Source organism: Maribacter spongiicola (assembly GCF_004364165.1).
Taxonomy (GTDB): Bacteria; Bacteroidota; Bacteroidia; order Flavobacteriales; family Flavobacteriaceae; genus Maribacter; species Maribacter spongiicola.
The window spans coordinates 902,215-925,890 of sequence record NZ_SOAY01000011.1 but is presented as its reverse complement, the minus strand read 5'-3'; the positions used below and the strand labels follow the sequence as shown (position 1 = coordinate 925,890).

Annotated in this window: 23 protein-coding genes; 5 read left to right on the top strand and 18 right to left on the bottom strand. The window is 33.8% G+C overall.

Translation table 11 applies throughout. From position 1 onward, the window contains the following. Positions 1 to 2 precede the first annotated feature (2 nt). Positions 3 to 716, top strand: coding sequence for a response regulator transcription factor (locus CLV90_RS12420; protein ID WP_133687785.1), 714 nt, complete (start codon positions 3 to 5; stop codon positions 714 to 716). Positions 717 to 768: 52 nt separating this feature from the next. On the opposite strand, the gene CLV90_RS12415 is transcribed toward CLV90_RS12420, so the two are convergent. Genes CLV90_RS12415 through CLV90_RS12385 form a run of 7 tightly spaced genes read right to left on the bottom strand, consistent with a single transcriptional unit; the run spans position 769 to position 6,970 of the window. Next, entirely contained in the window at positions 769 to 1,257 is a 489-nt protein-coding gene (locus tag CLV90_RS12415) for a gluconokinase (RefSeq protein ID WP_133687784.1), read from the bottom strand. Beyond that, positions 1,250 to 2,170: a tRNA (adenosine(37)-N6)-dimethylallyltransferase MiaA gene (gene miaA, locus CLV90_RS12410; RefSeq protein WP_133687783.1), complete on the bottom strand. Its 921-nt coding sequence runs from the start codon at positions 2,168 to 2,170 to the stop codon at positions 1,250 to 1,252. Before miaA ends, CLV90_RS12415 begins: the two co-directional genes overlap by 8 nt. Beyond that, positions 2,163 to 3,020: an ion transporter gene (locus CLV90_RS12405; RefSeq protein ID WP_243835411.1), complete on the bottom strand. Its 858-nt coding sequence runs from the start codon at positions 3,018 to 3,020 to the stop codon at positions 2,163 to 2,165. Before CLV90_RS12405 ends, miaA begins: the two co-directional genes overlap by 8 nt. 1 nt (position 3,021) lies before the next feature. Beyond that, positions 3,022 to 4,389 carry an exonuclease domain-containing protein gene (locus CLV90_RS12400; RefSeq protein WP_133687782.1) on the bottom strand — a complete coding sequence of 456 codons (1,368 nt, stop codon included), beginning with the start codon at positions 4,387 to 4,389 and terminating at the stop codon, positions 3,022 to 3,024. Positions 4,390 to 4,430: 41 nt separating this feature from the next. After that, on the bottom strand, positions 4,431 to 5,084 hold the full coding sequence (locus CLV90_RS12395; protein WP_133687781.1) for a YggS family pyridoxal phosphate-dependent enzyme: 654 nt from the start codon (positions 5,082 to 5,084) through the stop codon (positions 4,431 to 4,433). A gap of 24 nt (positions 5,085 to 5,108) precedes the next feature. Continuing rightward, complete coding sequence (locus CLV90_RS12390) at positions 5,109 to 5,999, bottom strand: 3-hydroxyacyl-CoA dehydrogenase family protein (RefSeq protein WP_133687780.1); 891 nt, start codon at positions 5,997 to 5,999, stop codon at positions 5,109 to 5,111. Then, positions 5,996 to 6,970 (bottom strand): Gfo/Idh/MocA family protein, encoded by a 975-nt coding sequence (locus CLV90_RS12385; RefSeq protein ID WP_133687992.1) that lies wholly within the window; start codon positions 6,968 to 6,970, stop codon positions 5,996 to 5,998. The genes CLV90_RS12390 and CLV90_RS12385 overlap by 4 nt, the downstream gene beginning before the upstream one ends. 146 nt (positions 6,971 to 7,116) lie before the next feature. Between CLV90_RS12385 and CLV90_RS12380 the strand changes: the two genes are divergently transcribed. Then, on the top strand, positions 7,117 to 7,758 hold the full coding sequence (locus CLV90_RS12380) for a protein-L-isoaspartate(D-aspartate) O-methyltransferase (protein ID WP_133687779.1): 642 nt from the start codon (positions 7,117 to 7,119) through the stop codon (positions 7,756 to 7,758). Here the strand turns inward: CLV90_RS12380 and smpB are convergent. Further along, positions 7,755 to 8,216: an SsrA-binding protein SmpB gene (gene smpB, locus CLV90_RS12375; RefSeq protein ID WP_133687778.1), complete on the bottom strand. Its 462-nt coding sequence runs from the start codon at positions 8,214 to 8,216 to the stop codon at positions 7,755 to 7,757. The two genes, CLV90_RS12380 and smpB, sit on opposite strands and share 4 nt — an antisense overlap. Before the next feature lie 80 nt (positions 8,217 to 8,296). Beyond that, positions 8,297 to 8,839, bottom strand: a complete 543-nt coding sequence (locus CLV90_RS12370) for a SixA phosphatase family protein (RefSeq protein ID WP_133687777.1) — start codon at positions 8,837 to 8,839, stop codon at positions 8,297 to 8,299. Between the two features lie 84 nt (positions 8,840 to 8,923). Between CLV90_RS12370 and CLV90_RS12365 the strand changes: the two genes are divergently transcribed. Further along, complete coding sequence (locus tag CLV90_RS12365) at positions 8,924 to 10,561, top strand: PorP/SprF family type IX secretion system membrane protein (protein ID WP_133687776.1); 1,638 nt, start codon at positions 8,924 to 8,926, stop codon at positions 10,559 to 10,561. Between the two features lie 57 nt (positions 10,562 to 10,618). Here CLV90_RS12365 and CLV90_RS12360 read toward each other — a convergent pair whose 3' ends face one another. Then, on the bottom strand, positions 10,619 to 11,212 hold the full coding sequence (locus tag CLV90_RS12360; RefSeq protein ID WP_133687775.1) for a TetR/AcrR family transcriptional regulator: 594 nt from the start codon (positions 11,210 to 11,212) through the stop codon (positions 10,619 to 10,621). A 111-nt stretch (positions 11,213 to 11,323) separates the two neighbouring features. Then, complete coding sequence (gene clpB, locus CLV90_RS12355; RefSeq protein ID WP_133687774.1) at positions 11,324 to 13,924, bottom strand: ATP-dependent chaperone ClpB; 2,601 nt, start codon at positions 13,922 to 13,924, stop codon at positions 11,324 to 11,326. A gap of 157 nt (positions 13,925 to 14,081) precedes the next feature. On the opposite strand from clpB, the gene ytxJ reads away from it, so the two are divergent. Continuing rightward, positions 14,082 to 14,477: a bacillithiol system redox-active protein YtxJ gene (gene ytxJ, locus CLV90_RS12350; protein WP_133687773.1), complete on the top strand. Its 396-nt coding sequence runs from the start codon at positions 14,082 to 14,084 to the stop codon at positions 14,475 to 14,477. A gap of 29 nt (positions 14,478 to 14,506) precedes the next feature. On the opposite strand, the gene CLV90_RS12345 is transcribed toward ytxJ, so the two are convergent. Beyond that, positions 14,507 to 15,691, bottom strand: coding sequence for a hypothetical protein (locus CLV90_RS12345; RefSeq protein WP_133687772.1), 1,185 nt, complete (start codon positions 15,689 to 15,691; stop codon positions 14,507 to 14,509). A gap of 247 nt (positions 15,692 to 15,938) precedes the next feature. Here CLV90_RS12345 and glyA point away from each other — a divergent pair, with 247 nt between their 5' ends. Further along, positions 15,939 to 17,213, top strand: coding sequence for a serine hydroxymethyltransferase (glyA, locus tag CLV90_RS12340; protein WP_133687771.1), 1,275 nt, complete (start codon positions 15,939 to 15,941; stop codon positions 17,211 to 17,213). Between the two features lie 27 nt (positions 17,214 to 17,240). Here glyA and CLV90_RS12335 read toward each other — a convergent pair whose 3' ends face one another. The 6 genes from CLV90_RS12335 to CLV90_RS12315 form a co-directional block, all read right to left on the bottom strand. Next, complete coding sequence (locus CLV90_RS12335; protein ID WP_133687770.1) at positions 17,241 to 17,879, bottom strand: hypothetical protein; 639 nt, start codon at positions 17,877 to 17,879, stop codon at positions 17,241 to 17,243. Between the two features lie 153 nt (positions 17,880 to 18,032). Then, complete coding sequence (locus CLV90_RS12330) at positions 18,033 to 18,701, bottom strand: response regulator (RefSeq protein WP_133687769.1); 669 nt, start codon at positions 18,699 to 18,701, stop codon at positions 18,033 to 18,035. A gap of 57 nt (positions 18,702 to 18,758) precedes the next feature. Then, complete coding sequence (locus CLV90_RS12325) at positions 18,759 to 20,816, bottom strand: tetratricopeptide repeat-containing sensor histidine kinase (protein WP_133687768.1); 2,058 nt, start codon at positions 20,814 to 20,816, stop codon at positions 18,759 to 18,761. A 92-nt stretch (positions 20,817 to 20,908) separates the two neighbouring features. Then, positions 20,909 to 21,085: a hypothetical protein gene (locus CLV90_RS19285; protein ID WP_166638575.1), complete on the bottom strand. Its 177-nt coding sequence runs from the start codon at positions 21,083 to 21,085 to the stop codon at positions 20,909 to 20,911. Positions 21,086 to 21,224: 139 nt separating this feature from the next. Then, positions 21,225 to 21,956, bottom strand: coding sequence for a LytR/AlgR family response regulator transcription factor (locus tag CLV90_RS12320; RefSeq protein ID WP_133687767.1), 732 nt, complete (start codon positions 21,954 to 21,956; stop codon positions 21,225 to 21,227). Positions 21,957 to 22,100: 144 nt separating this feature from the next. Next, positions 22,101 to 23,639: a hypothetical protein gene (locus tag CLV90_RS12315; RefSeq protein WP_243835410.1), complete on the bottom strand. Its 1,539-nt coding sequence runs from the start codon at positions 23,637 to 23,639 to the stop codon at positions 22,101 to 22,103. Positions 23,640 to 23,676 lie beyond the last annotated feature (37 nt).

Below are 23,676 nucleotides of genomic sequence, written 5' to 3'. Positions count from 1 at the left end.
ATATGGAAACAATAAACAAGAAGATACTTTTAGTTGAGGACGATCCGAATTTCGGAATTGTATTGAAAGATTATTTGTCAATGAATGACTTTGATGTCACATTGGCGAAGAATGGAATGGAAGGTTTTGAGAAGTTCAAAAAAGATAATTATGATATCTGTATTTTAGATGTTATGATGCCTTATAAAGACGGTTTTACGTTAGCGAAAGAAATTCGTGAGAAGAATGAGAACGTGCCAATCGTTTTTTTAACGGCAAAAACGATGAAGGAAGATGTTCTTAAAGGATATAAGGCTGGTGCAGATGATTATTTGAACAAGCCTTTTGATTCTGAGGTGCTATTAATGAAATTAAAAGCTATTCTACAAAGAAAAGCTTCTAATGGATTGGCAGATAGCAAAAAATTTGAATTTACAATTGGTGGTTTCCACTTAAATTCTAAATTAAGATTTTTGAAATATAAAGATACCGAGTCTATTAAACTTTCTCCTAAAGAAAATGAGTTGTTACGTTTGCTGGCTTTGCATGAAAATGATTTAATGCCAAGAGAGTTAGCATTGACCAAAATTTGGAGAGATGATAATTACTTCACTTCACGTAGTATGGATGTTTATATTGCAAAGTTACGTAAGTATTTAAAAGTTGATAATACCGTAGAGATATTGAATATTCATGGTGAAGGTTTCCGTTTGGTAGTAAAGACGGAAGGCGAATAGTTTCAACAAGAGTTACCATAAAAAAGCATCCTTTTCGGATGCTTTTTTGTTATTATAACTTTTCGATAATATCGTTTACTATCTCATTGGGAGTTTGGTCAATAGATACTGTTAAAGCTTCATCAGGAAATTCAAGTATATCAAATTGAGATTGTAATAGTCCCGCAGGCATATAATGATTCTTTCGTTGACTTAATCTAGCATTAATAAGCTCAAAGCTACCTTCTAAATAAACGAATTGATGTTTGTTTTCTAAGTTTTGCCCAAGAATGGTTCGATACTTTTTTTTAAGCGAAGAGCAAACAATTACTGCTCCCGTAGAGATATTCTCTAGACCAACTTCATTTAGCTTCTCTAACCACCCTTGACGATCCTCGTCGTTTAACGGGTGGCCTTCTTTCATTTTTTTTACGTTTGCCTCTGGGTGAAAACTATCTCCGTCAAAAAAAGGAATTTGCAATTTATCGGCTAAGAGCTTACCTACAGTAGATTTTCCACTACCAGATACGCCCATTACAAATAAAATCTGTTTGTTACCCATTTTTTAAATTTAATAATTCATTGTCAATTTCTGGCAATAGTGTTTCCGCATTATAATCGTAATCGACCCATTTGGTTATTTCATTTCTTAAAAACCAGGTTAATTGCCTTTTTGCGAATCTTCTAGTATTTTTTTTGATTTCTGAGATGGCAAAATCTAACGTCCATTCGCCATCTAAATATTTAAATAGCTCTTTGTAACCAACAGTCTGTAATGCATTGTAATCTTTAAATGGCATTACACTTTTGGCTTCATCTAGCAATCCTGTATCTATCATAATATCTACTCTCGAATTAATGCGATCATAAATTAATGGGCGGTCAGCCTTAATACCGACAGATAAAACTTTAAAATCTCTTTTTGCCTTAGGCTTGTTAATAAAAGAAGAATAAGGTTGTCCGCTACCGACGGCAACCTCAAGAGCCCTAATTACTCGTTGCGGATTATGGATATCTACTTTTTCGTAATATAAAGGATCTAGTTGTTTTAGTTTTGACTGCAAAACCCTAATACCTTTCTTAGAGAGTTCAGTATTCAGCTCTTCTCTAATGTTTGGGTCTACTGTGGGGAAGGTGTTTAGTCCGTCAGTAACGGCATTCACATAGAGTCCGCTACCCCCAACCATAATGACCACATCATGTATTTTAAATAAATGAGCTAGTTTTTCAATAGCTTCCCGCTCATAATCACCAACAGTATATTGTTCGGTAATACTTTTATGCTGTATAAAATGGTGCTTGGCTTGGTTTAGTTCGTCAATACTGGGTACAGCAGTACCAATATTCATTTCTTTAAAAAACTGCCTTGAATCGGCAGAAATGATTTCTGTATTGTAATGTTGGGCTAAGCGTATAGCTAATTTAGTTTTACCGATGGCAGTAGGACCAACAACAGAGATAAGAATTTTATTCATTTAGTATAGATCCACAGTTATAACAATGTTTGGCGTCATCTCTATGACCTTCTTTGCTGCAGGTAGGGCAAGATTGAGTGTTGACATGAACATAGCTTCCTGAATTTTTTAAGTTAGAAGTGTCTTTTCCTTGTTTCGCAAATTCGGCAGTAACCATACCCGTCGGTACGGCGATAATACCATAACCTAATAACATAATTATGGTAGCAATTGCCTGACCTTGGGGAGTGATAGGGGCAATATCACCATACCCTACGGTAGTTAAAGTTACTATCGTCCAATAAATACTTGTAGGTATGCTAGTAAAACCAGCTTCATCACCCTCGATCAAGTACATAAGGGTACCCATCATTACCGAGGCAATAAGTACGGCAAAAAGAAATACGGTAATTTTTGCTCTACTAGCTTTTAACGCTCTTTTTAATTGCGAGGCTTCCCCAAGAAAACGGGCAAGTTTTAGAATTCTAAAAACCCTCAGTAATCTAAAAGCGCGAACTGCCAATAGCACTTGAGAGCCTGCCAAAATATAAGATATGTATAGCGGAATAGTAGAAAGGAAATCTATAATACCGTAAAAACTAAAAATATAATGACTCGGTTTTTTAATGGAGATAATACGTGCAATGTATTCAATGGTAAAGAATATAGTAACTATCCATTCTAATACAAAAAGAATTTCATGGTATTCAGCATCAATAGCCTTTACACTTTCGAGCATAATAAGAATTACACTGAAAATGATAATCACGAAGAGAATAATATCGAACAATTTACCCATAGGGGTATCTGCTTCATAAATTATTTCATGAATCTTATTCCTCCAAGGTGACAGTTTTTCGTTCTCGTTCAAACTAATCGTTTATTTCCATTATTTTAAGTACCCGTTTCTTTCTTAAATAAGATTCAATAAGATAATTAGCATCTCGAGTACCGTTCATAGGGGTGATTATACTTTCTAAGATATGAATATTATTTATTTGATAGTTAAGATCATAGAACCCGAAGCCAACTAGTGAACCATTTTTTATTAAAATAGCACTCTGTTCTCCAATTTCTCTTCCTTTATCTATTATTAAAACCTTGTTACCGCTGATACTGTTTTTAGTAGTAGCAGAAATTACACGTGCATTATATACTTCAATATTTTCTTTATGAATACAAGCACCTTTGCAGGTGTCATCGTCATATCCAGAACAATTTTTACGAGCTTCACTAATGCCATTCACTTTGTCGCATAATTCGAAATCCTTCGTAATTTTATACAAGTAATTTTTTGCACTAAATACTCCGTTAAAAAGAGCTAGTGGTTGTTTGCATTCTCGATATGGTTTTATTTCTAAAGCGTAATATCCGTTTTCGTTTGTGGTCATGCAAATTGCATGACTGTACATTCTTTTTTTAGGTATTATGCTGTACTTAGGTCTAATTTTTAAAAGCTCTTCATGTTCTTTTAAAATCGCAATAAGTTCATTTCCTGTAAGTTCAAAAGTTACTTTTTTAGTGTCTTTTGCAATTTTACGAGATTTATCACTTGTTTTGGTGAAGAGCTGATTGACCCTCTTTTTAATATCGCTTGTTTTACTAAGGTGAATAATATTTCCATCCTTATCATGCATGTAGAATACACCAATTTTATTAGGTAAATCTCTAACAATATCTAGTTGTTTTTCAGAGAGTTCGCCTTGGGTCTCTTTACGTATAGTTTCTTTAATAATTACTTTCTCCGAATCTTTGGCCAGTAAAAGTTTAAACAGTTTTATAGTAGCTAGAGCATCACCGTTTGCTCTATGTCTATCGCTCACCGGTATGCCTAAAGACCTTACCAATTTACCTAGGCTATACGATTCTGCGTCTGGTAGTAAAAGTTTCGACAAGTCTACTGTGCATAAAGTTTTGCGTTCAAAATTATAACCTAAACGTCTAAATTCAGTTCTTAAAATTCTATAGTCGAATTGTGCATTATGAGCAACAATAATAGTGTCTTCTGTAATTTCAATAATTCTTTTGGCTACCTCGTAGAATTTTGGCGCCGTTCTGAGCATTTTACTATTAATACCCGTCAACTTAACTACAAAAGGTTGTATTTCTTTTTCAGGATTTACTAGGCTAATAAATTTATCGACTACTTTTTGACCATCAAACTTGTGAATGGCAATTTCAGTGATTCCCTCTTCATTAAATTTCCCTCCTGTAGTTTCAATATCTAAAATTGCGTACATGTAATATAATCTGATTTATGGGGTAGTGGTGTTTTTAGGTATCAATTTCTGGAGCCAAAGATACTACTTCCTATACGTACCATGGTACTACCTTCTTCAATTGCAATTTGATAATCACCACTCATACCCATTGATAGTGTAGCAAAATCAGTATAATTATTTTTGAGTTTGTTAAAGAGTAATTTTAAGTTGGCAAATTCTCTACGAACCTGATCCATATCATCGGTAAAAGTGGCCATGCCCATTAGCCCTACAATTTTTACATTTTTGAATGCTTTAAATTCTTCGTTAGCTACTAAATCAAGTAGCTCCTCTTCATTAAAACCGAATTTAGTATCTTCTTCAGCAATATGAACCTGTAATAAACATGAAATAACTCTGTTGTGTTTTTCTGCTTGCTTATTTATTTCTGACAATAATCTAGGACTGTCAACACCATGAACCAAAGACACGTATTCAGCCATATATTTGACTTTGTTACGTTGTAAATGGCCGATCATATGCCATTCAATATCTTTTGCCATATTCTCCCATTTTTCGGTCATTTCTTGAACTCTGTTTTCCCCAAAAACCCGTTGTCCCTCATCATACGCTTCTTGAATGTATGTCATGGGTTTCGTTTTCGATACGGCAACCAGAGTTACAGTATCGGGAATGTTCTTTTTAATAACTAATAGATTTTCTTTTATAGACATATTACTTTGAATTCTTAAGTACTACTATTTTGAAAATTGACTTGATATGATTTCAGCTTTTCTACTCGTGGAATAATCATAAAAGCCCTCTCCAGATTTTACTCCTTTTTTACCCGCCATAACCATATTTACCAATAATGGCGAAGGCGCATATTTCGGATTTTTGAATCCGTCATGCATTACATTAAGAATAGAAAGACAAACGTCTAACCCAATAAAATCTGCCAACTGCAATGGTCCCATTGGGTGAGCCATACCTAATTTCATCACGGTATCTATTTCCTCAACACCAGCAACGCCATGATGTAAGGTCTCAATTGCCTCGTTGATCATTGGCATTAAAATTCTATTGGCCACAAAACCAGGATAGTCATTAACTTCGGTTGGGGTCTTGCCTAATTTCTTAGAAAGATCCATGATGGCATGGGTTGTTTCGTTAGAGGTGCTGTATCCTCTAATAATCTCAACCAACGTCATAATCGGAACAGGATTCATAAAATGCATGCCAATTACCTTTTCCGGTCTATTAGTCGATGCCGCAATTTGAGTAATCGATATTGAAGACGTATTTGAGGCTAGGATAGTATTGGCATTGCAAAGAGCATCTAGTTCTTTAAAGATTTTTAGTTTTATAGTTACATTCTCTGTAGCGGCTTCTATAACAAGATCTGCATTGGCAACCCCTAATTTCAATTCTGTAAAAGATTTGATGTTCGCCAGAGTATTTTCTTTATCAGATTTAGTTATTTTTTCTTTAGCTACCATTCTGTCCAAATTCTTGGCGATGGTAGAAAGACCGTTATCTATAGCGTCTTTAGAAACATCTATAAGGTGTACCTGAAATCCGTTTTGAGCAAATACGTGGGCTATTCCGTTACCCATAGTGCCTGCGCCTATAACTGCTATTGTATTCATATTTTCTTTGGATTAAATGCTGCAATAATTTGTAAAGCAACTTTTAGAGCTTGTGTTCCTTGTTTTAAACTGACAACTGGTGTAGTATTATCTATTATAGCATCAGCAAAAGATTCAAGTTCGTCTAATATGGCATTATTAGCCTCAACCGTAGGATTTTCAAAATAAATCTGTTTTTTAATACCTTCTGCATTCTGTAAAATCATATCAAAATCTCCTGGTAAATCGGGTGCATCCTTCATTTTTACAACTTCAACCTTCTTCTCTAGAAAATCTACTGATATATAGGCATCCTTTTGAAAGAAGCGAGATTTTCTCATATTCTTTAAAGATATTCTACTTGCGGTTAAATTGGCTACACATCCATTTGCAAACTCTAATCTGGCATTTGCAATATCGGGCGATTGACTAATTACTGAAACTCCGCTAGCGTTAACCTGTATAACTTCAGAATTTACAACACTTAAAATAGCATCGATATCATGAATCATTAAATCTAAAACTACAGGTACATCAGTACCTCTAGGGTTAAATTCAGCCAACCGATGTGCTTCAATGAACATAGGATTTTTGATAGCGTGTTTTACAGAAGTAAAAGCAGGATTAAAGCGTTCTACATGTCCTACTTGTCCTTTTACTCCATACTCTTTTTCTAATGAAAGTAAAGAATTAGCCTCTTCAATAGTGTGGGTTATAGGTTTTTCAATGAATATATGCTTCCCTTTTTCTACAGATTTCTTAGCGCATTCGTAGTGCGAAAGAGTGGGGGTTACGATATCTACAACGTCTACAACATCGATTAAATCTTCGAGGTTTTTGAAATAGGTATATCCGAACTCTGAACTAACTTTTTCTCCGTTTGAACTATCGGCATCGTGAAACCCTATCAGTTCATATTTTTTAGATTCGTTTAGAAGTCTGAGGTGGATTTTTCCTAGATGCCCAGCTCCTAAAACACCAACTTTTAGCATTTGTTTCGTTTTTCCCAAAAATACGCATAGTTAGGTACTTTTATCCTATGGGTTATTTCAATTTTATAAAAAATGAAGATTAGTTTTCGTTGCTTCTTCCGTCGTTTGAAGAACTTTGTTAACTTTGAAGGACAAACCGACTACCATTGAAAGATACCTTAAAACACAGGGGCATGCGCAACCACTTAGCGCAAGTATTGATAGACAAAGGAATAGCTGATAAAAAAGTGCTAGATGCCGTTAAGGAAATACCTAGGCATTTATTTATGGACAGTAGTTTTGAAGGGCATGCCTATCAAAACAAAGCATTTCCTATAGCTGCAAACCAGACTATTTCCCACCCGTACACCGTTGCTTTTCAAACAGAACTATTACAGATTGAAGAGGGTCAAAAGGTATTAGAAATCGGTACAGGTAGTGGTTACCAGACAGCAGTTCTATTAAAATTAAAAGTAAAGGTGTATACCATTGAAAGGCAGTTAGAGCTTTTCAAAAAGACCAGTCTATTTTTTAAGAAAATGGGTTATAGACCAAAACAAGTGATTTTTGGCGATGGTTATAAAGGCTTGCCTAAAGAAGCACCTTTTGATCGTATAATCGTAACTGCCGGTGCGCCAGAAGTGCCTAGAGCTTTATTGTCGCAGTTAAAAGTAGGGGGTAGGTTAGTGATACCAATTGGTTTTGAAGAACAAATAATGACCTTGTTTGTTAGAACTACTGATAAAGAGTTCTCAAAAACAGAGTACGGTTCTTTTAGATTTGTGCCCTTACTGGAAAATAAAAACTAATTATTGAAATTCTTTTTAATACGATCAAGGTCTCGCTTATTATCACGATCTTTAATAGACTCTCTTTTGTCATAGAGCTTTTTACCCTTGGCTAATGCAATTTGCATTTTTGCGAATCCTCTTTCGTTTACAAATACACGAAGCGGTACAATGGTTAATCCTGACGTGTTTACTTCTTTACTGAGTTTTTTAAGCTCTCTTCTTTGCAAAAGTAATTTACGCTCCGCTTTTGGTTTGTGGTTAAAATGTGATGCATGAGAATATTCATCAATCTGCATGTTGATAACAAACAGCTCATCTCTATCGTTAAATTCACAAAAACTTTCAGAGATGGAAGCTCTACCTTCTCGAATAGCCTTAATCTCGGTACCCGCTAGAACAATACCTGCCGTGTATTTATCTAAAAGCTCGTATTCAAAACGGGCTCTTTTATTCTTTATGTTGACTGTATTCTGCATCAGGGGCAAAAGTAAGAACATTTCAATGAATGTCTTAGCCTTTTAAAACTTATTGCTAATGATATTAATGTGAGAAATTATTAATTAGGGCAGTTGCAATTGAAAATAAGTTTTTCAACTGAAGGTATTCCGTTAATTATTTTAACGATAAATAAAATTCCATTTTCACTATCGTCAATAGAAAAATATTTTTCTTCATCTATTAATTTGTTCACGAATTCTGGTGTAGTGTTACTATGACCAACGACTAATACACTTTTATCTAAATTTTCAGCTTTAAATTGGGCAACGTCTATAGTGCTTAGATCATAATATTGAACATCGATATTTTGCTTGACTGAGGTAGGAGCGGCAGTCATAGAGGTTCTATTATAATCTGTAGAATAAATTGCGTCTAACTCTGTATCTGCTAGAATTTCTGCCCAATGCATAGCTCTACCTAATCCTTTTTGATTTAACTCTGGGTCAGCATCATCAGGATTATTCCTGTCCTTTTCGGCATGTCTAATAAGGTAAAATGTCGAAATTGAAGTTTGTTCTTGAGATCTATCAATTACTGGTTCATCTTTGCAAGCAAGATTGATTGCTAACAAAATAAAAAGAACAATTTTGAATGCTTTCATGAAATTATGTTTGGTGTATTAAATTAATAACTAAAATTACTTCAAAATAGTACTATAAATAGTCTATTTTTTGTTTTTTTGCATATGAAAAAATTTTGTGGGGCACTTCTTATCGGATTTGTAGTTCTAGGTCTTAAGGCTCAAGAAGTCGTTTTACCTACTGATTTTAGGCAACAAAACCTTACGGAGTATAACGGGAGCTTGATAAACCCTGCTTATAGTTTAGATCGCAATAACCCTTCTTCAGTAGCTTTATGGGCTAGATGGCAATGGCAATCTTATGATGGTGATCCAACTTCGTTATTTTTAAATTATACAACAAGACTTAATGATGTTTCTGCAGCTGGTGTTGGTTTCTTTCAGCATAATACAGGAATTTTCTTGAATACAGGAGCAGCTCTTAATTATGCACATACCATAGAATTAAGTGAAGGTGTTGTTTTAGGTGTTGGTTTAAATGTATTTGCATTTCAGCAGAAGTTAGCAGATGATCGCTTTTTTGTGCCTAACCCGTTACAGACTTCTCCTGAGAATGATTTTATTCTACAAATGGCACCAGGAGTTAATTTAAGTATAGATAGATTTAATATTGGTCTAGTATCTGAAAACTTATTCGATTATAATTTCACTTCTAATGAGCGTAACTCTAGTCCTGATGACAGAATGTTTCAGGCATTGGTAAGCTATGATTTTCCTGTTAGTATCTTAAGTACAGATGATAGTTCGGTTTTAAGACCTATGTTATATTACAAGACTATACCAGGTTTGGATAATCAAGTAGGATTAACAACATTGCTATCGACAACTAAATACTGGGCACAGGCAGGTTACAATAGTTTTTACGGTTTTTCAGGAGGAGTTGGTGGTCGTTTCTTTAAGCGATTCTCCTTTGGTGCATTGGTTGAAATAGGGGCAAGTTCAGACTTAGAAGGACAAGACCCTTCGTTTGAATTAGTTACTTCTTATAAATTAGGACCGTTACAAACACCAGAGGAAAAGCTTGAAGAGCAACTATTAGCTGAAGAGGAAAAGCAAAAAGAAGATGCTCTTGTTGAGCAAGAAGAAAAAGCTATGGTTTCTAATGAATTAACCAAAGCAGAAAAGTTGGCTTTAAAGCGTGAATCTAAAAAACAAGAGCGCTTAGCGCTTATTGAAAGTAACAGAATTAAAGATTCAATTCAGCTTGCTTCACGAAAATCTGATTTGGTATTAAAAGAATCAAAGAGAGACATCAGAAGAAAAAGAGATTCTATAGAAAGTGCAAGGGCGGCTCAAGTACTCGCTTCTGCAAATGCCTTAAAACAGCAAAGGCAACAAGATTCTATAGCTGCGGTTATGAAAAAAGAAGCAGCTGCAGTAGCGTTGGCTCAACAACAAAGACAAGATTCTATTGCACAAAGTGAAGCCTTGGCAATGAAAAATGAAGTTGTAAAAGTTAGAGCAGGTGAGAAGTATGAGGAAGTAACGAAAGAAGGTTCTCTAGATCCGGGTTATTACTTAATTGCCAATGTATTCGGAACTAAAAAGTACCTGGACGCTTTCTTGGCAGATATGCAGAAAAAAGGAATCAATGCCAAATCGTTTTTTAGGCAAAAGAATAAATATAATTATGTTTATCTGGCTAAATACAACTTTATTAAAGATGCTAGAGAAGCTAGGGACTCAAAATTAGGCGGCAAGTACACCGATAAAATCTGGATATTTAGGGTAACGGGAGAGTAGTAGACTAACCCGTTATCTTTCAATATTCTAGTATTTTAATTAAAAAAAAGTAGTATTTTATTTAAGTTCTCTTTTGATCAGAACATCTAGGTAAGTAACTGTGTTTAAAAGGTATTTACGATCTTTTGTAATTGTTGCCATTGCAATAGACCCTTGAATAATCGTGAATAATTGTTTTGAAAATTGAAGAGGAGATACCGGTAATTTAAATTCGGCATTATTAATACCATTTTCAAAAACCAAAGCAATTTTACCTTCTATTTCTTTAATAGTCTCTTTGGCTGCTGCAGCAAGTAATTTATTATTATGTTGTGCATCTATACCAACATTCAATATTGGGCAACCACCCATATTCATGGTAAAAACATCGTATTTCTTATAAAATTCAATAAGATTTTCGATTTTTGCAATTGCTTTACCTTCAATAGATAAGTGCTCATCAATAGCTGTGAGCAATACAGATCTGTTAAATTCGAATGCAGCAAGGGCTAAGGCTTCTTTATTTTCAAAATTACCATAAAGCGCACCTTTCGTCAAATTGGTGGCATCGGTTAGGTCGCTCATACTGGTACCTATGTAACCGTGTTTATTAAACACAGGAGCGACAGTCTCAATAATATAAGCGGTAGTTCTTTCGGCTTTGGTAGACATATAAGACTGTTTTATGCGAATATAAAAAATCTATACTGTATGGTATATATTGTTGATAAAAAAAAGCGTCCATATATTTAATATGGACGCTTTTTTATCAATTTTAAAATTTTAAACTGTAATTTCCTCTTGATTTCTAAAAACCAAACTATTGTCAAAGGCATCAAGCAATACGACACTATCAGATTTAATTTCACCACTAAGTAGTGCCTTGGACATATTGTTTAAAACCTCTTTTTGAATGGTTCTTTTCACAGGTCTTGCACCAAACTGAGGATCATAACCTTTTTCGGCTAAATAAGCGATAGCCTCTTCGGTAGCGTCTAAGGTAATTTGTTGTTTGTCTAACATTTTCTTTAAACTTTCCAGTTGTAGTCTTACAATTTCTTTGATGTTATCTTTTGTCAAAGGTGTAAACATTACAATGTCATCGATTCTATTTATAAACTCAGGTCGAACCGTCTTCTTTAAAAGACCTAGAACTTCAACTCTGGCGGTCTCTGCTGCACTAACTACATCTACGGCATTTTCAAAAGTATCTTGAATGATGTCGCTACCCATGTTGCTAGTCATAATAATAATGGTGTTTTTAAAATCTGCTACACGACCTTTATTATCTGTCAGCCTACCTTCATCTAACACTTGTAGTAAAATGTTGAACGTATCTGGGTGTGCTTTTTCAATCTCATCTAACAGCACAACAGAATAAGGTCTTCTACGAACCGCTTCGGTTAATTGTCCGCCTTCATCATAGCCCACATATCCTGGAGGTGCTCCTACAAGTCTACTGACCGAATGTCTTTCTTGATATTCGCTCATGTCTATTCTTGTCATAGCATTTTCATCGTCAAATAAATACGATGCCAGTGTTTTAGCTAACTCCGTTTTACCAACACCTGTAGTTCCTAAGAAAAGAAACGAACCAATAGGCTTTTTAGAATCTTGGAGTCCGGCTCTGCTTCTTCTTATTGCATCAGAAACCGCTTCAATAGCTTCTTCTTGACCAACCACACGTTTATGTAATACTTGTTCAAGTTTTAGCAATTTCTCGCGTTCGCTTTGTAGCATCTTAGTAACGGGAATTCCAGTCCACTTTGCAACAACCTCTGCTATATCATCACTAGTTACTTCCTCTTTAATCAAAGTCCCAGAATGTTGTTGTTCTGCTAAATCATCTTGCAATTTAGTCAGGTTCTCTTGTGCTTCCTTAATTTTACCGTATCTAATTTCGGCAACTTGACCGTAATCACCATTACGTTCTGCGCGTTCAGCCTCAGCTTTAAAATTTTCTATATCAAGTTTGGTCTGTTGAATATTATCAACAACTGATTTTTCACTTTCCCATTGTGCAAAAATTTCGTTTCGCTCTTCTTTTATGTTCGCTAAATCTAGATTTAAAATCTGAAGCTTCTGCTTATCATCTTCACGTTTGATTGCTTCAATTTCAATTTCGATCTGCATAATTTTACGATCTAGCACATCTAATTCTTCAGGTTTAGAATTAATCTCCATTCTAAGTTTAGAAGCAGCTTCATCCATAAGGTCAATAGCCTTATCTGGTAAAAACCTATTGGTTATATATCGTTGCGATAATTCAACAGCCGATATAACTGCCTCATCTTTAATACGAACTTTGTGGTGAGCCTCATATTTTTCTTTAATACCTCTAAGTATGGAAATAGCACTTTCAGTATCAGGCTGATCTACCACCACTTTTTGAAATCTTCTTTCAAGAGCTTTGTCTTTTTCGAAATACTTTTGATACTCGTCTAAAGTAGTTGCTCCAATAGACCTTAGCTCACCTCTTGCAAGGGCAGGCTTAAGAATGTTGGCAGCATCCATAGCACCTTGTCCGCCACCAGCACCAATAAGCGTGTGTATTTCATCAATAAACAAGATAATATTGCCATCTGCGCTAACTACCTCTTTGATTACTGCTTTCAATCGCTCTTCAAATTCACCCTTATATTTTGCACCGGCAATTAAGGCACCCATATCTAAAGAATAAATAACTTTATCCTTTAGGTTTTCAGGTATATCTCCCTGAATAATTCTATGTGCCAAGCCTTCTACAATGGCAGTTTTACCCACACCTGGCTCACCTACTAGAATAGGGTTATTTTTGGTACGTCGAGATAAAATTTGAAGTATTCTACGAATTTCTTCATCACGACCAATTACCGGATCTAGTTTGCCACTATCTGCTAGTTCATTAAGGTTGTTAGCATATTTCTTTAGTGAATTATAGTTGTCTTCAGCGCTTTGCGAAGTTACTTTGTCACCATTACGAAGTTCATTGACAGCGGCCACTAAGTGCTTCTCAGTAGCCCCTTGATCTTTTAAAATCTGTGAAATTTTACTTTTAGATTTTAAGATGGCTAAAAATAAATGCTCGATAGAGACATATTCATCTTCCATCTTTTTAGCGATAATACTGGCTTCATTTAGAGTCTTGCTGGCTTCTCTAGAGAATTGGATGTCGCCACCTTCAACTTTTGGAAAACTTAAGAGTTCTTTTTCTAAAATTTGTTGAACTAGTGAAAAATTGATACCTAGTTTTTTTAATAAAAAAGGCATGACATTCTCTTCGACTTCGGTAAGTGCTTTAAATAGGTGTTCGTTCTCAATTTGCTGATGTCCTTTGTTTTGGGCAATCAGCTGTGCTTGTTGAATGGCCTCTTGCGATTTTATAGTGAAATTATTTATATTCATTTTCTGTAGTTTTAGTTAATTGTAATACTTTTGATAGCTAATGTTCAACAATCTTACCAATTAACTGAACAGGACAAAATGTCTGTAAATCAGTAAAATTGAATGACATTTAGTCAGTTTAGGGGTGTTGAAATGACAATATTAAATTAAGAATTTTATGGGATTATTTGGTGGTTTATTTGGAGGTTCTAAGGGCGATGGAGAAAATTCTTCATCGGGCATTCCTTGGATACCTCTAAACTCAGTAGTTCAATTAAAGGAAATAAAAGAGGCGTCAAGCAGTCGACCTCAGGTAATATTTAAACATTCTACATCTTGTGGAATAAGTAGAATGGTGCTAAATATGTTTAAAAGCAGCTATGGTCTAGAAAATGGACAAATGGATTTGTATTTTTTAGATTTGCTCGCGAATAGAGATGTATCAAATGCCGTTGCTTCTGAATTTGGAGTAATGCATCAATCTCCTCAACTTTTAATAATAAAGAATGGGGTAGTTGTCATACATGATTCGCACAGTGCTATTTCTGATATCAAATTAGAACAATACGTATAAAAAAAGCCCCAATTTACGGGGCTTTTTTATTAATTGAACTTTTGATTGTTCAGAATACTTTTGAGATTATTTTTTAAATCTTCACCTGCATCATAAACCATTTGCTCGTTGGTCGGGAAAGGTACTCTTGCCAATTGTAATAGAGAGACTAAATCATTATCAAGAGCTCTTTTGTCACCATCGTAATTTGCATAAATATGTTCGAATACGAATTGACTAGTTAATGGGTATTGATTTATTTTTTGTTGTTTCTTTAAATCTATAAAATTTACAACGCCAGTTACCTGTGCACTTTTAAATTGTGTAAACTGGTAGAAGTTACAACGTACGGTTTTAAATTTATCAACTTTAATGCTATTGCCTAAACTGTCAGAAACTACATTACCATTGCGGTCTTCTACAAAAGTATAACCATCTTTAATTTGTCTTTCCTTGCTAATTTGTTTCTCCCTAATTTGTTCGGGCGAGATGTTTATATCTTGAAAAGAAACTTCCATTTGATAATCATACACTTGATTTTGTATTCTATTCGTATGGTATTCCGTCCAGTTAGAGTTTAATCCGTATGTATTCAGGTTTAAAAGCTCATCTTCTAATCTTTTCGGTATTATCTGATTTGTATTGTTTGTCATATCAACAATAACATAATCTAAGCCTTTTTGATAAGCTTCATCTATTTTAGAAATAACATCTTTATAATTCGGATTTATTTCCTGTAAATAATTTAAATCATTGTATGCGTTTCTAAAATCAGCTTTATAATTAGCGTCAGTTAAAAGTGTATTCGCCTTGTTATATAAAAACTCAGATAATTTAGATTTTGCGGCGATGATATCATCATCATAATTCTTAAAGCTGAATTGCGCTCTTCTGCCTTCATCTTGAATTTGTAACGGCAGTAACGGGCGAATTCGCTCTTGAATAGATTTTAATCTACCATAGGCATTGAAAATCTCTTCATAATTTGCAGCGTTACCATCCTTTTTAAGGAATTTAATATGTTGCAGCTCTCTTTCGGTATTTTTTTTATACCCTTCTTCAAGAAGAACTATATATTGCTGATTGCTTTTTTTGGTCTTATTTTCTGCAATATTCATAACTGCTTTATTAATAGCAGTTTCATAATTGCCAGAGTTCAGAGCCTCCTGCGTTTTTTTAACACCACTACAAGAAAGTAGTAGCCCGATAAAACTAAATAGTAGAAATTTTTTCATGTCTATTATTTTTATGATTTATAATAGCTATTCAACAGCCGTGCCATAAAAGGGTTATTATTAAACGTAATAGGATAAGGAATAGTATATTTTCGGTGAGATGCAATAATTCTTGCTTTATTTAATAAGATTTAGCAGTATAGTTATTAACTTATTTTAATAAATAAGTTATGTGTTTTTGCTCTTTTTTGCATTTCAATAGATACGCTATTTGTATTTTTGCAACTTATTTAAAAGAAATATTATCATGCAACGCGACACCACTATTTTTAATTTAATTGAAGAAGAGAGACAACGTCAAATCAATGGCATTGAATTAATTGCCTCTGAAAATTTTACTAGTCCACAAGTGATGGAAGCTCAAGGCTCAGTACTTACAAATAAGTATGCTGAAGGCTACCCTGGTAAAAGATATTACGGCGGTTGCGAAGTAGTTGATAAAGTAGAGCAGTTAGCTATTGATAGAGCAAAGGAGCTATTTGGTGCGGCTTACGCAAATGTGCAACCTCATTCAGGTTCTCAAGCTAATGCAGCAGTATATCACGCTTGTTTACAGCCAGGGGATAAAATTTTAGGATTCGATTTATCTCATGGTGGTCACTTAACACACGGTTCACCTGTTAATTTTTCGGGTAGATTGTATAATCCAGTTTTTTATGGGGTGGATAAAGAGACTGGAAGATTAGATTACGATAAAATTCAAGAAATAGCTACGCAAGAGCAACCTAAGTTAATAATCGCTGGTGCATCTGCATATTCAAGAGATATGGATTTTGAGCGTTTTCGTAAGATTGCAGATAGTGTAAATGCTATCTTATTGGCTGATATTTCTCACCCTGCAGGATTGATTGCTAAAGGACTTTTGAACAATCCGATCCCTCATTGTCATATTGTAACTACAACAACACATAAAACATTAAGAGGCCCAAGAGGAGGATTAATATTGATGGGTGAAGATTTTGAAAATCCATTTGGTATAAAGTTAAAAAATGGTAACCTAAGAAAAATGTCGGCTTTATTAGATCTAGCAGTTTTTCCAGGAAATCAAGGCGGTCCGTTAGAGCATGTAATTGCTGGTAAGGCAATCGCTTTTGGTGAAGCTTTGACAGAATCATATGCCACATACATATCGCAAGTAAAGAAAAACGCTGATGCAATGGCTAAATCTTTTGTAAAACGCGGTTACAATATCATTTCTGACGGAACTGATAACCACATGATGCTTATAGATCTTAGAAATAAAGATATTTCAGGTAAAGATGCCGAGAAAGCTTTGGTTTTAGCAGATATAACTGCGAATAAGAATATGGTGCCATTTGATGATAAATCACCATTTGTAACTTCAGGTATTCGTTTTGGTACTGCGGCTATTACTACTAGAGGTTTGGTAGAAAGTGATATGGAAATAGTTGTTGATTTTATTGATCAGGTTATAATGAATCCTGAAAACGAAACCATCATTAATGAGGTTAAAGGTAAAGTCAATGCAATGATGAATACAAGACCAATTTTTAAAGCATAATTTAAATAGTAAATTGATTTAGAGTTTTTATTCTGATAAAAACTCTAAATCACCATTTACATAAGTATTTTTATTTACATCGTAAATAGAAGCCTCATCGTCTTTATCTAAATAGATACCCCAAAATTCAGAATAAGATTTTGGTGTCATATTCGATTGCTCTTCATTGGCATCTATATTCTCAAATACATCTTCAAATATAGGTACGAAAATCTCATATGGTTTTTGAGAAAGACCTCTTGTTAAAAAAACATAGTTGAAGGCAATTTGCTTTAAAATGTCATTTAATTGGGTGGATATACTTTTGTCGTAAATTCTTTTTATAACAATACTTGTGTCATTTAAAAATAACGTAAGTTCTTCAATATCAATAGTATGTTTATTTTTTAAATCAAGAATTTCTAGCTCGTTATGTAAAGGAGAATCCTCTTTACCGTTGTTGCCCCATCTACCGGTATTAAAATGTGCAAGTAGTTCTAGAAGGTCTAAATTGCAAGATACTTCTAATACTAAGCTTATAGAATTAAACGTAATATGCTTGTTATTAAGCTTAACATTAGAGAAATAATGAAAGCCGATAGCGCTTAGAAATTCATCTAAACCAGCAATCTCTTTGGTATATTCTAACTTTGAATTATTGATAAAGTTTTCGTAGTTAAATGGCATATCGTTTGAAATTTATAGCATTCTTTATTATAAAGATACCTTTCTCACGTCGCAATTTGACTTAGGAAATCCTTAGAATTTCGGAGGATATTATTATAAAATCACTATTAAATTTTTAAACAATTGATATTCAGTACAATATAATTTAGCTGTTTAAAGAAATCCTCGTGTTTTGGCTTCATTGATTAGGGCGAGATCATTTCCGTTCTTGACGTCAAAGAGTGCCTTAAGTTGCCTTTTTCTAGCTTCTACGGTAGTATTTGCAGACCCAATCAATGGCGCAATGTCTCTTGTGTGTATACCTTGAGAAAGGTGATATAGAATTTTTTGATCTTGTTCATCGATTACGATATCCGTAGACATTCTACGACGTATAGCAGATAGTGCACTAGCAGTATAGTAAGGAGAATTTTTCACGATGGTTTCTACCATGGTTTTAAGTGACAATTCATCAATTTCCGATTTAACCATGTACCCATCTGGGTTCACAGTCTTAAAAATATTATTGATTCTATAATTGTCACTATAAGAAGACATGAACACAACTTTTGAATTAGGTACCTCAGCTCGCGCAACAATTCCTAAGTCAATTCCTGTTCTTGGGTCTTTCGATTCTGGAGAGAATAATTGTATATCTAATAAAATGACATCATAAGGTATTGCTCGTTTCGAGTTTTCAATATTGGATTTACCTTTTTCGAAACTGGTAGCAATTTCAACTTTTACATTGAAATCTGTAAAATCAGCATCCTCAAGAATATATTTATATCCTAATGCGGTCATTTCGTGATCATCTACCGCTAAAATTCGTACAGTGTTCATAAATTACGATTCTAATGTAATTTACTAAACGTTTTTATAAGTGGTATTATTATAGCATTATTTTTTAGATTCAATTTTAACAGGAATATTTAAAGATATGGTAGTTCCTTGTCCAGCAGAGGAATCTATATGAAAAGTTCCGTTTAATTTATCTATTCTAGAAGTTATATTTCTTATTCCGATTCCTTTTTTGCCTTTATTGACATTATAACCAATACCATTATCACTCATAATTACATTAAAAATGGCATCATTTCTATAAAATGTTACTTCAAAATAGGTGCAATTAGCATGCTTGATCGCGTTTTGAAAAGTTTCTTGAATTATTCGGTATACGTTAATTTTAATATCACCGGCCAAACTATCCCAATTTTCGTCTTCGTTGAAATGAAAGATAGTTTTAATATTTGCATTTTTGTTGTTGGCAAGAAGGGTTTCAACAGAATCTGTAAAATTATTTATTTTTTGATAGGCACTATGGCTTAGCTCATGTGAAATTGAGCGAATTTCATTTTCAATTTCTTGTAAAGAGCCAATAGCTTTTGATTTTTCTTGAATAGCTTCGTCAGTAGAGCGTTTATTCAATCCGGTTAATATCATACGGGCCCCAAGCATTTTACCAAGAACACCATCATGAAGTTCTTCTGATATTCGTTTTTGTTCTAAACGCTTTACCTCATCTACTTTTTGTTTTTGGGTTAACATAAGGTTAAATATCTCTTGATTGTTCGCCTGTTGTTGCTGGTCAAATCGAAGTTTTTGATTTTTTGCGCGTTGGTTGATTATGATATAGATTGAAAGTCCAAGTAAGAAGAAACCTGTAGCAATACCGATCCACATCTGCTTTTGTTTTGAGAGTACTTCTTTCTCGCTTTCAAGCTCTAAATTTTCTGCGATGAATTCATCGGTTTCAAAACGTATTCTAGCAAATTTATTCTGCTGTTTACGGTCTTCACGTTGAAGGCTATCGTTAAGTGCAGTAAATTTTATAAAATATTCTGTAGCATTTTCCTTTTCTAAAATGGCTAAATATTGCCATGTTTTTAAAAGCTGCTCATTTGAATTTACAGCATAGGCTAATCTTTCAGATTCTTTGGCTTTGATTACAGCATTTAAAGTGTCTTTAGCGAATGCTTTGTATTCTGCGTAATTATAATAACTTGATGATAAACTACCTAGGTCATTTTCTTTCCGCTTAATTTCAATTGCTTTGATGAAAAGGTTTTCAACATCAACGGTATCTTTATTATATAATTTAGAAGTGGCAAGATTGCTTAACGCCTTGGCGTACAGTGAGGGATTTTTTACGAATAAGTTATTGGTTCTTAAAACGTCTTCAAAATTTTCAATCGCTTTTAGGTACTGTTCGTTGTTCCTGTAGGTTACTCCGATATTATTAATGAGAGTGGCTTCTTCAATATTAGAACTAGGAGTCTTTTTTAGGTAAAATAATGATTCTTTGTAATAGGATAGTGATTTGTCATATTCTTCTAAATCGTTCAAAAGAATGCCTAAAAGGTTGTAACCTCTAGACAGTTTTTTGTCGTCCTTAATAAATTTAAATTTTTCTATAGCTTTTACGGCATTTGCTTCGCTAACAGTGTAATCTTTTATTTTCATTTGAATAGTGGCTATATTCAAATGCAATTGACCAATGCTAGATTTATCATCATTGTAATTAAAAATATCTAGTGCTTCTGAATAGTTGTAAAAGGCACTATCCTTAACGTTATATCTTTCAAAAAAAAATGCCAAATCCCAATAGGCATTGCCAATAGCAGATGAATCTTTAATCCGCTGATTAAGCAAAATAGCTTGTTTATTTATTTTCCGGAATAATAAACTGTCAGTTATAAAATTGGTGTTGTAAGAAAGGTTTGAGAAGTATAGCGCTTTTAGAGAGTCATTGCCTGTATTTTTAGCAAGATTAAATGCTTTTAATTGTAAGGCTAACTTATCTTCTTGTTTTATTTCAGGTTTATTGCTTTCAGATGCCCAGACAGAGATACTGTCTATAGCTGTGGGTGTTTCTTGAATTGCCTTTTCAGGTTTTGTTTTTGAACAACTGAGGCAAAGTAGAAAGAGTATTATTATGTAAAAATAAGACTTGTTCAAAAAAAATGATTTTATAAGGATTAAAAACCAAGGTATAAAAAAATAGCCTTTAACATGATTGTTAAAGGCTATTTTTGTTTTATAGAGCTTATTTATGCAATACCTTTTGGCGGTTTTCTATCATCAGGGAAAGTTGCGCAATCATTACAAGTTAAAGCTTTTGAAATGTCGTTCATGAACTCAAATTCACTAGCTGTGTTTTGAATAATCGATGTTGCCATGCCTATAGTCATTATCGCAACTGCTAAAATACTTGTAACTTTTTTCATAATGTTTCTGTTTATTAGGGGTTTTTGGTTTATGATACAGCCAAAGTACTACCATTCGTTGAGCAATGAAGAGCGTATTTTAAGTCTTAAGTAGATGACCTGATTCTGTTAGTAAACGAACCAATTGTGAGAGAATTCTTTAATTTAAAGAAGAAAAGGTGGTTTTTGAAAGAATATTCTTAAGGTTATTCATATTCTCTCTGTATGTTTTTGAAAACGGTAGTTGTTCGTTTACCTGTTTTAAAGCACAAACAGATTTACCAAAATTAATACGAGAAACGTAACTGGTATTAACAATATAACTTTGATGAATACGCATAAAGTTTTCTGGTAGCGTGTTTTCAAAAGTCTTTAACGTTTTAAAGGCATTTATAATTGTACCATCTTTCATGAAAAATTCGGTGGTGTTGTTATCTGCTTTTAAGTAAAGAATGTCATTGGTATTCAGATATTGAAAATCGTTGTATGATTTTAAGCATAAAGTAGCAGGAGCCTTTTCTTTTGGCATACGCTTTTGAAGTTTTAATAGCGATTTTCGAATATCGAATTCATTAAATGGTTGTAGCCAATAATCAAAGAATCCATTTTTAATTGCATCGTAAGCGTAATTTTTAGTTGATGCTATGCCTATTAATATTGGCAATTGATTCATGTATTGGTGAATCTCGGTAACCATCATAAAAACAGATGAATAGTCTTTATTAAGATTGATAAAAACAATATCTGGCGAAAATTTTAGAATATCATTTAGACCGTCTGAAGGGTTGCTAGTGGTATTAATACATTCAAAATCACCATACTCATCTAAAAATGCATGCAATTGCAAATTAGATACAGCATCAGAATCTATTATGGTGTATGTATAACTCAAAATAAATAGTGTATTCTACGAAATTAAACATAGGTAAGAAAAAGAAGACCTAGAATATCCTTATAAAAACCGAGGACATATTGATAAAATCAGCATTGACGGGGCTTGTGAGAGAAAAATCTGTCAAAAAATTTGCTGATACAATTACATTTCTTTCTCTTTTGCTTGAAAAGCCCCTAAGTCCGGGTTAGGTAATCGTGGTTCGCCTAAAATATCAAAAGGCACTGAATTTGCTGTATTGACATCACCTTTATTGATGACTTCGGATTCTAGCCCAATTCTAAAATCATTTTCGAATGGTAGATAATAATCAATATTACCATCAAGAATAATAGTTGAGAAAAGCATTTCATTATCAAAGTTGTAAAGCAAATTGTCGTTGATAGTAGCTTCGTTGAATTTGATAAAAGAATTTTGAAAACTAAAATTAAATGAATTCTGATTATTCGATTGCAGTAAAATCTCAGTTGAGCTATTGCCATCAATAATACAATTTTTAAACTCGGCTTTGGTTAAATCGAATCCGTCTTCGCTAGCATTTTTTCTGGAATTGTAAATTTCTAGTGCAGCATTGAATCTAAATCCTTTATTCCAGTAATTGGCTATCGTTGCATGTGTAAATGAATAGCTGCCTCCATTTTCAATAAGTAGAGATGAATTGCCAGATGCACCTAAAATTAAGTTTGTAGCGTCTATACTAGCATTACGTGCCCAAAGGTTATATCTAGAACTATTAAAAACTCGACTGTTAGAAATAGTAAGTGATTTCTCGGTGGTGTTTGGTTTGCCTTCAACGAAAATACCCAGCTCGGCATTTTTTAAAGTTAAATGATTTATGGTATTATTTTGGCTGCCTGCACTGATCCAAATGGCGCCCCATTGGCCAGGTATCTCAGCAAACTCTGGTTCAAGTCTATCACCTTCAAAAATTACCTCACCTTCCAAAAGATCTCCATTTTCGCTAAGTTGTCCGTTAATGGAAATTTGAGCTCCGTCTTGTACTAAAATCCCAGAGTTTTGATGAAAGTGAATCCTCGCACCTGCATCTATAACAAGTTCTTTTTCTTGGGGAACAATGGCATAACCGTAAATAACATAAGATTTTGCATTTGTAAAATTTAATTCCTCTTCCTTTAATTTAAAACCTTTTACTTCGATAGGGGTTCCAGATTCATTATTATAGAGTACAACAGGTTGGTTGCTATTTTCTGAAGCCACATCAGGAAAAAGGAAAATAGCATCTTTTGCAAGGGTAACAAGTTCTACCAATTGTTGGTAGGGTTCACTATCAAATTGAATAGCATCGGTGTATAAGAGTTCGTTTAATGTATTGTCATTAATCTCTATGGTTGTTTCGACTAAAATAAAAAGGCTGTCTTTGGCGTAAAGGGGAATATTTTCAAATTCTTTGCCCGCAACACCGTCAACATTCAATCTGTAAAAACTTTTATCACCCTTTTTAAGGGTAATAGTAGGTATGATGATATCATCTTTGGTATCATTATAAACTTTTAATGTATACGTGCTGCTACCAATATTTGAGAAAACGGTATCTAGGTAAACGGTGTCTTTAGAAAATGAAAGATGACCGTTACTTGGGGCATATTCAAAATCTTTTCTACAAGAGGTGCTCCAAAGAATAATAAATAAAATAGTGAGTACTGTTAAGAATCTAAGGCGCACGTTAATAAAGTTTTACTCGATAATCGAGATTTAAATA

Bases quoted from the DNA above. Each gene is read 5' to 3' on its own strand.
- glyA (WP_133687771.1), top strand. From the start codon at position 15,939: ATGCAACGCGACACCACTATTTTTAATTTAATTGAAGAAGAGAGACAA.
- CLV90_RS12345 (WP_133687772.1), bottom strand. From the start codon at position 15,691: ATGAAAAAATTTCTACTATTTAGTTTTATCGGGCTACTACTTTCTTGT.
- smpB (WP_133687778.1), bottom strand. From the start codon at position 8,216: ATGCAGAATACAGTCAACATAAAGAATAAAAGAGCCCGTTTTGAATAC.
- CLV90_RS12330 (WP_133687769.1), bottom strand. From the start codon at position 18,701: ATGAACACTGTACGAATTTTAGCGGTAGATGATCACGAAATGACCGCA.
- CLV90_RS12400 (WP_133687782.1), bottom strand. From the start codon at position 4,389: ATGTACGCAATTTTAGATATTGAAACTACAGGAGGGAAATTTAATGAA.
- CLV90_RS12360 (WP_133687775.1), bottom strand. From the start codon at position 11,212: ATGTCTACCAAAGCCGAAAGAACTACCGCTTATATTATTGAGACTGTC.
- CLV90_RS12395 (WP_133687781.1), bottom strand. From the start codon at position 5,084: ATGTCTATAAAAGAAAATCTATTAGTTATTAAAAAGAACATTCCCGAT.
- CLV90_RS12385 (WP_133687992.1), bottom strand. From the start codon at position 6,970: ATGCTAAAAGTTGGTGTTTTAGGAGCTGGGCATCTAGGAAAAATCCAC.
- miaA (WP_133687783.1), bottom strand. From the start codon at position 2,170: ATGAATAAAATTCTTATCTCTGTTGTTGGTCCTACTGCCATCGGTAAA.
- CLV90_RS12390 (WP_133687780.1), bottom strand. From the start codon at position 5,999: ATGAATACAATAGCAGTTATAGGCGCAGGCACTATGGGTAACGGAATA.
- CLV90_RS12370 (WP_133687777.1), bottom strand. From the start codon at position 8,839: ATGAAAGCATTCAAAATTGTTCTTTTTATTTTGTTAGCAATCAATCTT.
- CLV90_RS19285 (WP_166638575.1), bottom strand. From the start codon at position 21,085: ATGAAAAAAGTTACAAGTATTTTAGCAGTTGCGATAATGACTATAGGC.
- CLV90_RS12365 (WP_133687776.1), top strand. From the start codon at position 8,924: ATGAAAAAATTTTGTGGGGCACTTCTTATCGGATTTGTAGTTCTAGGT.
- clpB (WP_133687774.1), bottom strand. From the start codon at position 13,924: ATGAATATAAATAATTTCACTATAAAATCGCAAGAGGCCATTCAACAA.
- CLV90_RS12420 (WP_133687785.1), top strand. From the start codon at position 3: ATGGAAACAATAAACAAGAAGATACTTTTAGTTGAGGACGATCCGAAT.
- CLV90_RS12335 (WP_133687770.1), bottom strand. From the start codon at position 17,879: ATGCCATTTAACTACGAAAACTTTATCAATAATTCAAAGTTAGAATAT.
- CLV90_RS12415 (WP_133687784.1), bottom strand. From the start codon at position 1,257: ATGGGTAACAAACAGATTTTATTTGTAATGGGCGTATCTGGTAGTGGA.
- ytxJ (WP_133687773.1), top strand. From the start codon at position 14,082: ATGGGATTATTTGGTGGTTTATTTGGAGGTTCTAAGGGCGATGGAGAA.